10 protein-coding genes, 1 pseudogene and 1 riboswitch are annotated in these 12,291 nt (G+C 40.3%); of the genes and pseudogenes, 7 read left to right on the top strand and 4 right to left on the bottom strand.

The annotated features are described in order from the left end of the window. The 3 genes and pseudogenes from V7149_RS08345 to V7149_RS08335 all read right to left on the bottom strand — a co-directional run. Positions 1 to 174: pseudogene (locus V7149_RS08345) on the bottom strand (sodium:solute symporter family protein); the annotation flags it as partial. After that, positions 171 to 371 (bottom strand): DUF3311 domain-containing protein, encoded by a 201-nt coding sequence (locus V7149_RS08340; RefSeq protein WP_335345187.1) that lies wholly within the window; start codon positions 369 to 371, stop codon positions 171 to 173. The pseudogene V7149_RS08345 and the gene V7149_RS08340, both read right to left, overlap by 4 nt. Positions 372 to 449: 78 nt before the next feature. Further along, positions 450 to 1,634, bottom strand: a complete 1,185-nt coding sequence (locus V7149_RS08335; RefSeq protein WP_335345186.1) for a M20 family metallopeptidase — start codon at positions 1,632 to 1,634, stop codon at positions 450 to 452. A gap of 263 nt (positions 1,635 to 1,897) precedes the next feature. On the opposite strand from V7149_RS08335, the gene V7149_RS08330 reads away from it, so the two are divergent. Then, positions 1,898 to 3,748 carry a helix-turn-helix domain-containing protein gene (locus V7149_RS08330; RefSeq protein ID WP_335345185.1) on the top strand — a complete coding sequence of 617 codons (1,851 nt, stop codon included), beginning with the start codon at positions 1,898 to 1,900 and terminating at the stop codon, positions 3,746 to 3,748. 200 nt (positions 3,749 to 3,948) lie between these two features. On the opposite strand, the gene V7149_RS08325 is transcribed toward V7149_RS08330, so the two are convergent. Continuing rightward, positions 3,949 to 5,154 carry a homoserine dehydrogenase gene (locus V7149_RS08325; protein WP_335345184.1) on the bottom strand — a complete coding sequence of 402 codons (1,206 nt, stop codon included), beginning with the start codon at positions 5,152 to 5,154 and terminating at the stop codon, positions 3,949 to 3,951. Between the two features lie 137 nt (positions 5,155 to 5,291). Continuing rightward, positions 5,292 to 5,398, bottom strand: a riboswitch (SAM riboswitch). 494 nt (positions 5,399 to 5,892) lie between these two features. Between V7149_RS08325 and V7149_RS08320 the strand changes: the two genes are divergently transcribed. The 6 genes from V7149_RS08320 (at position 5,893) to V7149_RS08295 (ending at position 12,284) form a co-directional block, all read left to right on the top strand. Next, positions 5,893 to 6,885 (top strand): ABC transporter ATP-binding protein, encoded by a 993-nt coding sequence (locus tag V7149_RS08320; protein ID WP_335345183.1) that lies wholly within the window; start codon positions 5,893 to 5,895, stop codon positions 6,883 to 6,885. Then, complete coding sequence (locus tag V7149_RS08315) at positions 6,882 to 7,904, top strand: ABC transporter ATP-binding protein (RefSeq protein WP_335345182.1); 1,023 nt, start codon at positions 6,882 to 6,884, stop codon at positions 7,902 to 7,904. The genes V7149_RS08320 and V7149_RS08315 overlap by 4 nt, the downstream gene beginning before the upstream one ends. Then, complete coding sequence (locus V7149_RS08310; protein WP_335345181.1) at positions 7,901 to 8,710, top strand: IclR family transcriptional regulator; 810 nt, start codon at positions 7,901 to 7,903, stop codon at positions 8,708 to 8,710. Before V7149_RS08315 ends, V7149_RS08310 begins: the two co-directional genes overlap by 4 nt. A gap of 17 nt (positions 8,711 to 8,727) precedes the next feature. Then, positions 8,728 to 10,308, top strand: coding sequence for an ABC transporter substrate-binding protein (locus tag V7149_RS08305; RefSeq protein WP_335345180.1), 1,581 nt, complete (start codon positions 8,728 to 8,730; stop codon positions 10,306 to 10,308). A 132-nt stretch (positions 10,309 to 10,440) separates the two neighbouring features. Beyond that, positions 10,441 to 11,376: a nickel ABC transporter permease gene (nikB, locus tag V7149_RS08300; RefSeq protein WP_335345179.1), complete on the top strand. Its 936-nt coding sequence runs from the start codon at positions 10,441 to 10,443 to the stop codon at positions 11,374 to 11,376. Then, positions 11,373 to 12,284, top strand: coding sequence for an ABC transporter permease (locus V7149_RS08295; protein WP_335345178.1), 912 nt, complete (start codon positions 11,373 to 11,375; stop codon positions 12,282 to 12,284). The genes nikB and V7149_RS08295 overlap by 4 nt, the downstream gene beginning before the upstream one ends. Positions 12,285 to 12,291 lie beyond the last annotated feature (7 nt).

Below are 12,291 nucleotides of genomic sequence, written 5' to 3'. Positions count from 1 at the left end.
TGTAAAGGTTGTGTAAATTTCCCCAGCCATTAACAGGAATACGAGTAGCGTTCCGAAGCCGCGTCCTCCGACAGACCACTGTTCAAGCGTCATGTCTTTCCCCTTTTGTGCTTGAATGCCAAGAAATATGGATAATATTAAAAAGCCGAATATAATAATTAATGCGATATTCATGATTCTTTTCCTCCTTTATTCGCAGGGTCAAGCTTGTAAACGACAGCCATCGTTCCTGATGTCAGAAAGACCCACAGAACAAGATAAAAGAGAATGAAGGGCATCCCTAATACATAAGGTGTTACTTTATTAGCAAAAGCAATTCCGCCTAAAATCCCAATAAATGGGATAAAAGCGATCAGGTGATAAAGTTTCATAGTTAGACCTCCAATTCTTAAAATGATTTGGACAAGTTATTGGTAAACCGCCAAAACCTGTCCAATAACCAGTCACTCTTAACCTAAAAATTTAAATGTAGCATGCAGGAATGTTTTGACGCCGATTTCCAATGCATCTTCATCGATCGTAAAGCGGGCGTGATGGTGAGGATACGTAATGCCTTTCTCCTCGTTGCCAGCCCCAACATAGAAATAGCAGCCAGGTGCTTTTTCCATGAAGGCAGAGAAATCTTCTCCTCCCATATTTGGCTTCATCATATCAATCGCCTCTTCACCGAATACTTCACGAACGGTTTCTTCGACAACACTTGTCACTTCTTCATGATTAATGACTGGACGATAGCCAAATTGATATTTGAAATCATAAGAAGCTTCATGGGCTTCTGTGATTCCTTTCACAACGCGTTCCATTTTTCCAGGAATGGATTCACGAAGGCTTGGGTCAAAACTGCGGACTGTTCCGCAAATTTGAACGGATCCTGGAATGACGTTATGTGTTGTGCCGCCGATAAACTGCGTGACCGAAATAACTAAATTATCAAGTGGGTCAGTATTACGGGAGACAATATGCTGAAGATTGGTTACTACTTGGGCAGCGATCGCGATCGAGTCAATCGTCTGATGCGGCAATGCTGCATGTCCGCCTCTGCCGTTCACTGTAATCCAGAATGTGTCAGGTGCAGCCATCATTGGGCCGTACACAATGCCGACTTTCCCGAATTCGAGCGGTGACCAAAGATGAGTGCCGATAACAAGATCAACCCCGTCCATTACTCCAGCCTCAACCATTTCATCAGCACCGCCTGGGAAAAGCTCCTCTGCATGCTGGAATAAAAAGCGGACTTCACCTTTAATTTGGTCTTGCAATCCAGAAAGAATTTTGGCTGTTCCAAGCAGCATCGCCGTATGTCCATCATGGCCGCAAGCATGCATTACACCTGGGTTTTTTGAAGCAAATTCAAATGTATTTTCCTCTTGAATCGGAAGAGCGTCCATGTCTGCACGAATCGCCAATGTTTTGCCTGGTTGAGTACCAATCAGGCGAGCCATCAAACTTGTTTTCGTTGGACGAGATAGTTCCAAATTGCCAAATGACTCTAACGTTTCATATATATATTGAGCCGTTTGTTCTTCGTGGAATGACAGTTCCGGATTATGATGCAAATATCTTCTCCAAGTAATGACTTCTTGTTTTAGGTCACTTGCTAATTGATTTATATTTGTATCTGTATTTAAAATCATGGATTTCAACTCCTGTTCTGAATGCAGAGGGACGTTTCCTCTTCCTCAAATTCAAAAAAACGTATAAATAAACTTTCTTGTATTTGTAATTATAAAATTTATCAAAAAATATAGTATGTCCTTTTCGACAAAATTTTTAACAAACAATTTATGAAAAACCACAAAAAAAGTCCAGTTTCTCTCCAAATCCTTATTAAAAAACACATTTTTTCAATGGAATTTGGTAAAATAACAAAAACTTCGACAAAAGGGAAGGGTGCACTATGAAGGAAACATTAACTCATCGGCAGCTTCAATCATTAATTCATGTTTCGAATGTTTTAAACTCATCCCTTCATATAGATACGATTATTCATTCCATCATGGTCCAAGCCGTTTCCGTTATTGATGCGGCTAATGGCGGAGTCTTATTGCTTTATGACGAAACACAAGGGCGTTTAATTCCTAAAACGGAGAGCAATGTCAATGGGGAAATGATTAGTAAAGTACGGCTAAAGCCTGGTGAGTCAATGTCTGGCCTAGCTTTTTCAGCGGGGAAATGTTTAATTTTTCGCAATAGAGCAGAGGTGGAAAATGCAACAGCAAATCTATCAGAAAAAAATCTTCAATTTATGCTCGATTCCATTCCAAATTTGCCCTATTCTTCTATTTCTGCTCCTATCTTTTTAAAAGAAAAATGCATCGGTGTCATTACGCTGGATTCATTTGAACCTGCGCTAGAATTTATTACAGAAGATATTCATCTTTTAACGGCAATTACTCATCAAGCTGCCGTTGCGATCGAGAAGGCGAATCTTTACAGTGAACAGGAACAAGCCGTAAAGCAGCTTGAATATTTGAATGATACGATCTCTAAACAAAATCAAATGCTCTCCCGTTCGGTTGATATCCATAAAAGGCTTGCGAATCTTGTAATGAACGGAGAAGGTCTAGATTCCATTATTGCCTATTTGCATGAAATGATCGGCCATCCCGTTTTGTTATTTGATGATCTCGGGGAAATGATTTCCTATGCTTACGAACAGTATATTGACAACAATGATCTGTTATTGATTAGAAAAAAGGCTCAGGAATCCATACATTCACTCAAAACGGTTCACACTTTATTAGAAACGGATTTGAGGGAGAATCCATTTTTAACAATCTTGCCAATTGGGGCAAAGCCCACACTTTTTGGCATACTTATTATTGCATCCCTGGAAGAAATTCGCGATGTGGAAGTTGCCGCATTAGAGCATGCGTGTACCGTCATTTCTCTTGAAATGGTGAAGGAACAGGCTATTTTTGATGCACAGGAAAGATTAAACGAAGAATTTATTGATGTTTTGTTTTCTGGTAAAATGAATCATTCTATTTTACAAAAGGCAAAACAGATGAATTTTGACCCAATGGCTGACTACATGACGCTCATTATACGAATTGACGAATTAGATAACAAGCAAAAGCGAAACAGCATTACTCGCCATCTCGTTCAAATGGCAAATGGTGCGCTTTTAAATAATAATTTGAATGGGATTGCCGTAGGCAGTCAAGATCAAATTGTTCTTCTTTTAACCTTTCAGTCAAAGGTGCCGAGCACCTATGCGCTTCACCAGGTTAAGCAGCTCATATCGAACTTTCAGCAGGAAATTCATTTGAAAAATTGGGGAACGACCATTTCTATTGGGATTGGAAGAATTCATTCGAGTTTATTGAAGGCATCCAAATCCATGCAGGAAGCAGCAAAATGTCTTCAAATTCTTCATAGCTATGGGAAAAAAGGGGAAGTCATCAGTTATAAAGACCTCGGTGTTCACAGGCTTCTTTTCCAAAATTCAGAGGAGGATCTCATTGATTTCCTCAACGAAGTGCTCGGCCCGCTTATAGCTTATGACCAAGCCCGAAAAGGTGAGTTACTCCCGTCGCTTTTCGCCTATTTTGAACATAACCAAAATGTAAAAGAAGCAGCGGAATCCATCCATGTCCATACGAATACGCTCACCTATCGATTAAAAAGAATCGAAGAAATACTTTCAATAAACCTTTCGGATAGTCACCAATTTCTAAACATTCATTTGGCTGTCGATCTTTATCCATTCTTAAAGGATAAGCTTCATCAAATAAGTGAAAGTTAGTGCGGGGGTAAAGATAAAAATGTTCTTAATTAATCACTTACATTATACAAGAATTTGGGGAGGTGCTCCTTTTTTCATGCCTTGAATTGCTTGGGAGACAAGGGATTGAAATTATGAAATTCATTCATCACTCAAAATTAAAAACCAGGAGCAACAGCTTAAAGTGTCCCTCCTGTTTTTAATTCAAAAATCAACTATTCCTAACTCACAACCACACCCCTAAACGCCACATCCCCAAGAATTTGATAGACATGCACATTTGGCAAATGAATCGCGTATATGGCCTCTTCAGGTGCTCGAACGATTAATACATTTGGATGAATTCTTTCAATTACTTCAATAGGAGTGGGCAGAATCGAGGCATTTACATCACCGCCGATTGCCCAAAAAGAAAGAGTAGGAGCCTCATTTCCTTCTATCTTTTGTTTGGTATATGCCCGAGGTGAGCTTTCTTTATTGATATGTGCCAAGTCCTCGATTATCGCGCTTGCTGTTGGAAGCATTCCCGCCCCTGGACCTTGAAGGCTAATATTCCCAACAATATCCCCGTCAATGGAAACAGCATTTTGGACACCTTCCACATGGTAAAAGGGATGCTGTTCATTCACAAGTACAGGTTTTACGGTGCAGAGAATTCCACTAGAAGTTCGTTCAATCGAGGCGACATGTTTAAAGCGAAACCCTAATGATGAAAAGATTTCAATTTGCTCAGGAGTGATTCCCCGAATTCCCTCTCTGATCGACTCATCCCAGTTCGGTGCCTCCCCAAATGCAATCTCACTTAAGATCACCGCTTTGTAGAAGGCATCATAGCCGTCTACATCATTGGTTGGATCCGCTTCGGCATAGCCTTTTTCCTGTGCTAGCTTCAATGCTGACACAAATGGTAAGTTTTCTTCTCTCATTTTTGTCAAAATAAAATTAGAGGTTCCGTTAAGAATGCCTTGAACTTTTTCGATGTTGTTTACATTTAGCAATTGCTTAAGTGTTTGGATTACAGGAATCCCGCCAGCGACCGTTGCTTCAAAGCCGAGCGAAACACCATTTTCACTTGCTAACTGTTTTAATTGCTCCCCGTGATGGGCAAACATTTCCTTGTTAGCCGTAATAACTTGGCAACCCCGTTTAATTGCCTGCTGCAAATAGGAAAAGCTTGGCTCTTTTCCAACAATGGCATCAATCACTACATCAAGCTGTTCAAGTGTAATGATTTTTTCGAAGTCATCGGTTAAAAGAACATCCTTATCCGGTTTGTTATGTTTATTTATATTTTTCACAAGAATTCCAACGATCTTCACTTTTTTCCCAAATAGGGCTTGGAGCTTCTTCTGATGTGATTGGACAGTCTGATAGACACCCTTCCCAACGGTACCGTATCCTAATAATGCAATATGAATGGCTGACATGTATGCATTCCTCCTGTTAATTTGTAGTCAATTTGCTATGAATAAGGCAAATTGCCATAGATGGAAAAATAAAAAACCCCCTCTGCATATAAAGACAGAAGGGGGAGCAAGAATGAAATAACAAAATCCGTTCCACCTTCTCATCTTCGGAATTGTGATCATTCCTCTGAAATTGGCACCGTGCATACATATGCTGGTTGCCGAGGCTTCGCAGGGTCAGTCCCTCCACCTCTCTTGATAAGAAGATTAGCAATTATGAAATTATTTATTATCATATCGATTTAAAGGGGTTACGTCAATATAAAGGTTGCTTTGGCAATTACGCTCTTGCTGATGTACGGTCAATCCATCCACACTAACGACCGCTATTCCTGCAAAACCAAGCAGAGAAACCAACGAGAGAATCCAGAAAATCGTATTTCGAACTTTAGAATGCCCCTTATATTTTATGAAGTTTTGATATATCAACATAATACATTTTTACTTTTTAGGGGATTTCTACTTTTCAGACAACCACTATGATTAATGATGATATTAAAACAACTCCCCTGCAATTTCACCATCTTCGTACAACTTTTCTGCATGAATGAAAGAAACAAGAGGGTTCCCCTTATTATATCAATCAATTAATATTTATTAATTAAAAACTATTGAAAATTGGGGGATTCTTATGTAAAATTTAAATTATCAAAAAAATGAAATCGCATTTCAAATAATGAAACCGTTAGGAGTGTCATAATGGTTCAAAAAGTTTTAGAAGTAGACGAGCTAAAAGTTGGAATTAAAGATGAAGATAATCGGAAGATAGCCATTGTGAATGGAATAAGCTTCCACCTCCGTAAAGGTGAAACACTTGGAATTGTTGGAGAATCGGGCTGCGGAAAAAGTATGACGTCTCTTTCATTAATGGGTCTTTTACCTCCAGGCGTTGAGAGGCTTGAAGGAAATATTCGCCTCGGCAGCCTAAATTTCAAGGATTTCGCCAAGAAGGATTGGAGGAAAATCCGCGGGAAAAAGATTTCGATGATTTTCCAGGAGCCAATGAGCTCATTGAACCCGGTCCACAGGATTGGGGATCAAATAAATGAAATGGTTTTAAACCACGAAAGCATCTCGAAAAAAGAGGCGAGAGACCGCGCTTTGGAAATGCTTAAACTTGTCGGTATTCCAAGACCGGAACAAGTACTGAATGAATATCCTCACCAGCTTTCTGGAGGGATGCGTCAAAGAGTGATGATTGCAATGGCTCTTTCCTGTAATCCGGAAGTCCTTATAGCAGACGAGCCTACAACGGCTCTCGATGTAACAATCCAGGCGCAAATCTTAGAATTAATGAAGAAATTGCAAGACCAGCTGCATATGTCCATTGTTCTCATCACACATGATCTCGGAGTTGTGGCGGAGATGTGTGACAGAGTGATTGTTATGTATGCGGGAGAGGTTGTAGAAGAGTCGCAAGTTGTTGATCTTTTCGATAAGGCACGCCACCCTTACACGAAAGGGCTTCTAGCCTCATTGCCGGATATTAATGAACAGAAAGAATATCTATCTTCCATTCCTGGAATTGTTCCAGCTCCGGGTAAAATGCCTGCTGGTTGCAGGTTTGCACCAAGATGCTCATTTGCGCATGAAAGATGCAAAGAAGTTCCTCCGTTATTTGAAATGGATAATGGTTCAAAGGTGAAGTGTTGGATTTATGAACATGGTGAATCGGAGGTGACCTCAACATGACAGAACTGGACAACAATGTATTATTAAAGGTTGAAAATCTAAAAAAACACTTTCCTATTAAAGGTGGTGTTTTCGGAAATAGAACAATGAAGCATGTTAAGGCAGTTGATGGGGTTTCGTTTGAAGTGAAGAAAGGCGAAACATTCGGGATTGTCGGAGAGTCAGGCTGCGGAAAAAGCACCACGGGCAGAACCATTCTCAGACTTCTTGAACCAACCGAGGGAAATATCTTTTTTCAAGGGAAAAATATCGCTGAACTTAATAAAAGTGAAATGAGACGGTTAAGGAAAGATATCCAAATTGTGTTTCAAGATCCTTTTGCTTCCCTTAATCCCCGAATGAAGGTCAAAAATATTATTGAAGAACCGCTTATTAATTTCGGTGTGACTGATCGCGATGAGCGGGAAAAAAGACTCCTTGAAGTAGCTGATCAAGTTGGCTTGACGGCAGCCCAGCTTACTCGTTTTCCACATGAGTTCTCAGGTGGACAGCGTCAGCGAATTGGCATTGCAAGGGCTCTTATCTCAAAGCCGAAATTAATTATTGCAGATGAGCCAGTTTCGGCATTGGATGTCTCGATACAGTCACAAGTTTTAAATTTGATGAAGGATTTACAAAAAGAATTCGGGCTCACCTATATCTTTATCTCACATGATTTAAGTGTTGTGAAACATTTCTGTGATCGGATTGGAGTCATGTATCTCGGTAAGATGGTAGAAATTGCTAAGAAAGACAGTTTATATAATGAACCGTTGCATCCTTATGCAGAGGCGCTCCTTTCAGCACTGCCTAGTCCGCATCCTTTGCATAAGAAAAAGAGGATCATTTTAACCGGGGATGTCCCAAGCCCGTCCAATCCGCCTAATGGCTGTACATTCCATCCACGATGTTCCTCTTGTATGGACATCTGTAAAACAGAACGGCCATCATTACAGGCCATCCGTGATAACCACGCAGTTTCTTGCCATTTGTACGGAGGGGCCGAAAAAAAGTCGGCAGTAGCAGGTGGTCTCGCTTGAGTAAAACATTAGAAAAAGCTTTATCACTATTAGACTATTTTACAGAGGAGAAGCCATACTGGCGGTTAGACGAGATTTCCAAACATTCAGGAATCCCTAAAGCAACCGCATTTCGTTTATTAAGAACGTTTACTGAACTTGGATATTTGCAGCGAATAACGTTTCAGCAAGATGGTTTAGTGGTTGATGGCGAAAGCTACGGATTAGGCCTGAAATTTCTTGAAATGGGAGAAAGAGTGGCAGAAAGATTTGAAATTCGCCGGGTAGCTATCCCTTATATGAAGAAACTTCAGGAAACATTTAATGAGGCTGTTCAGCTAGTCATCCGTGACCAATATGAAGGTGTCTATATTGAAAAAGTGGAAAGTACACGGCCTGTTCGCCTGTACACAAAGGTTGGGCGGCATGCTCCACTTTATGCGGGTGCGTGTACGCGCATGCTTCTCACTTATTTGCCGGAGGAAATGATAGAAAAGGTATTGGAGAAACCCCTAACTAACTATGCCAGTCAAACGCCGAAAACAAAAGAGGAAGTGCTTAAGTTAATTGCACAGACAAAGCTAGATGGGTTTTCATACAGCGATTCTGAGTTAGAAGAAGGTACAGTATCGATTGCCGTCCCTATATTTGACCGGTCTGGTTCGGTTCCGTATTCAATTAGTATTGCAGGATTTTCCACTTCATTGCCAAGGGATAAAGTCCAGCCTATTTTAGGACCGCTTTGGGAGGCAGCTGCTGGAATATCAAAAGAAATTGGTTGTAACCATCCATATCCATATGGAGAAAAAATAAAAATAGAACAATAACAGGAGGGAAACAGGGAATGAAAAAGAAATTTTCAGCATTATTTGCACTATTTTTGGCCTTTACACTCGTTCTTACTGCTTGTTCAGGCGGCGGGAAAGATGAGGCTAGCACAAGCCCAAGTAAGAGCAGTGGAGAAAATCCGGCAAAAGACCGAGGCAATGAAATCGTTATTGGTATTTCTGGCGATCCGCAAAACTGGGATCCAATTGATACATTCCTTTTAGATTGGAGTACAATTGCCACTTCCGTATTTGAAGGACTTGTAGACCGTAATTTGGATTTAGAACTGCAGCCGGGTCTTGCTGAGAGCTGGGAGTATTTAGATGACAAAACATTGCAATTCAAGCTTCGTCAAGGTGTTAAGTTTCATAATGGAGAACCGTTCAATGCTGAAGCTGTCAAATTTACTTTTGATCGTTTGCTAGGTGAAGAAGGTCAAAAAGGACCGCAATATTCGAACTATACATCTATTGACAAGGTTGAAGTTGTTGATGAATTCACAGTGAACTTTAATTTAAAAAATGCAGATCCTGTTCTATTAACGAAGCTGGCTGGATACGGGGCAGTCATTGTACCGCCTCAGTATATACAGGAAAAAGGGGACGAGAACTTCAATAACAATCCTGTAGGAACTGGCCCTTTTAAAATGACTAGCTACAAGCGTGACCAAGAAATTGTTCTAGAAAAGAACGCTGATTACTGGAAAGAAGGACTACCAAAGCTAGACAAAGTTGTCTATAAAGTAATTCCTGAAGCATCTACAAGATTAGCAGAATTGCAAACAGGAAAAATTGACATTATGAAGCGTGTGGAGGTAGCACAGGCTGAAACAGTAAAAGGCACTGATTTCTTAGAATTAAAAGATGTCGGTACACCAACTGCCTTCTCTTTACGATTTGATGTGTCAAAAAAACCGTTTGATAACAAGCTAGTTAGACAGGCAATCAACTATGCAGTGGACAAGCAGGCAATCATTGATGAAATTCTTGGCGGGTACGGAAAACCAATCAGTACGTTCCAAAGTGAGCTTTCTTTTGGAAACAATACTGACTTAAAGCCATACCCTTATGATCCTGAAAAAGCGAAAGAGTTATTAAAAGAAGCTGGAGTGAAAGAAGGAACTGCCATTGACCTATTCATTCCTGGTAATGATGGAAACTTTAAAGAGATTTCACAGGCTGTGTCATTCTTCTTAGAAGAAGTAGGCTTGAAGGTAAATATTAATAGTGTCGATAATACGACATTAATCTCAGATTTAATTCCCAATGCTAAAGCTGGTCATATGTACCGTCAAGGCTGGGGCGGGTGGACACTTGATTTCGATAACACAGCTTATCTAATGTATTACGAAGGTGAACAATGGAATCCGTCTTACAAAAATGAAAAGGTAGAGGAGCTTCTCCGAAAACAACGTGCTTCTATCGATCAGGAAGAGCGTGAAGCAATATTCAAGGAGTTAACGGAGTTACTATACGATGAAGCAACTGAACTGAATTTATATTCGGCTGTTGATTTATATGCTGTTAACAAAAGAGTTCAAAACTTCCAGCCTCCACATGAGGATCGTATGCGACTAGAAGAGGTTTCTGTTAAATAAAAAACAGATTCTGTGTATGCAAGTCTTTGACAGAAAGAGATAGTATGAATCTCATGCTATCTCTTTCTTTTAATCTATATCATCCAAACTGTTTTAATTGAACAATAAACACGCCTTCAAGGGGGGACAAAAATGATAGCTTATGTTATTCGAAGATTGTTTCACACCATTTTAGTTATTTTCGCTATATCGTTAATTATCTTCTTCTCCATTCGGCTGACTGGGGACCCTGTTTCTGTCATGTTCCAGGCAGGGGAGCCTACAAAAGAGGCGATAGCCGAGGTGAGAGCCAATCTTGGACTAGACAAACCGCTGTATGTACAATATGGGATATTTTTGAAGGGGCTAATTACGTTTGACCTTGGGGAATCGTTCAGGAGCGGAATGCCTGTAATGGATTTGATCAAGGAACGGATTGGTGCTACGTTAGCTCTTGCTTTTGGCGGAATGGCTGTTGCAATTATTATTGCGTTCCCAATAGGTATTTTATCAGCAGTTAAACGGGGAACGGGTGTTGATTTCTTTGGGCGTATTTTCTCCTTAATTGGTATTTCCTTTCCGAATTTCTGGTTAGGTATTATGCTCATCCTTATTTTTGCCGTAAACCTGAAATGGCTGCCGTCCTCTGGCTTTGAGGGCTTCAAGCATCTCATTCTTCCTTCTATTACATTGGGTATGATATTATCGGGGATTTTGGCCAGACTAGTCCGATCCTCTATGCTCGAGGTATTAAATAAGCAATATGTGTCAACCGCAAAATCGAAAGGAATAAGTGATCTGGCTGTAATCATAAAACATGCCTTCCGCAATGCATTATTGCCTACTGTTACATTTATTGGCCTTCAATTTGGTGCACTACTAGGAGGAACAGTTATTGTTGAACAGATTTTTTCTTGGCCAGGAATTGGCCGGTTAATTATTGATGCCATCAATCAAAGGGATTATCCGGTTATTCAAGGCGGAGTTATTTTTCTAGCAATTGTTATGGTAGTAGTCAATCTGATTATTGATTTAAGCTACACGTTTATTGATCCGAGAATAAAAATCGGGGGGAGTGGCCGTTCATGACATCCTTACAGCTCGAACAAACACCAGAGCAGCAAGTAAGCCCCAAAAAATCATTATTAAAACGGTTTTGGCGCTTTATTAAAAAAAATCCTGCCGGGTTTGCTGGAATCATCCTTGTCGTTCTAAGCTTATTGGCAGCACTCTTTGCCCAATGGATTGTTCCATTTGATCCATCAAAGGCAAGCTTGACATCCCGTCTTGCTCCGCCATCTTGGGCAGATGAAACAGGTAAGTCTGTTTATTTTCTTGGCGCAGACCAAGTTGGCCGGGACTTGTTTAGCCGCATCATTTACGGGGCGAAAATTTCATTAATGGTTGGATTTTTCGGTGTTTTAATCTCATTGGTTATTGGTACTGTCCTTGGGCTTATTTCAGGCTACTTTGGAAAATGGCTAGATGATTTTATAATGCGTGTGGCAGATATCCAACTGGCCTTTCCATTTATTCTGTTCGCCATTGTCGTTATGAGTGTGCTCGGTACAGGAATTTGGAAGATTATCATCATTCTCGGGTTAACATACTGGGTAGGTTTCGCCCGGTTAATCAGGGGAGAAGTAATTTCCTTGAAAGAACAAGAATATATTCATGCAGCTAAGGCGATTGGTGGAACTCACTTTACTATTATCTGGAAGCATATTTTGCCAAATGTGTTATCCTCGATTCTCGTACTAGGAACGATGTATATTGCAGAATTTATTTTATTGGAAGCTTCACTAACATTCTTAGGTTTGGGAGTGGACCCAACCATTCCATCTTGGGGCGGAATGCTTGCAGATAGCCGAAACTATGTCACGACTGCTTGGTGGACAGCTACTTTCCCTGGTATTGCCATTATGCTGACCGTATTGGGTTTTAACTTATTAGGAGATTGGCTCAGAGATAAATTCGATCCAAATATGAAATTGTAGGTGAGGA

Origin of the sequence: Bacillus sp. JJ1503 (assembly GCF_036965125.1) — a bacterium.
In the GTDB taxonomy this organism is placed as follows: Bacteria; Bacillota; Bacilli; order Bacillales; family Cytobacillaceae; genus Cytobacillus.
This window is presented reverse-complemented; position numbering and strand designations above follow the sequence as displayed.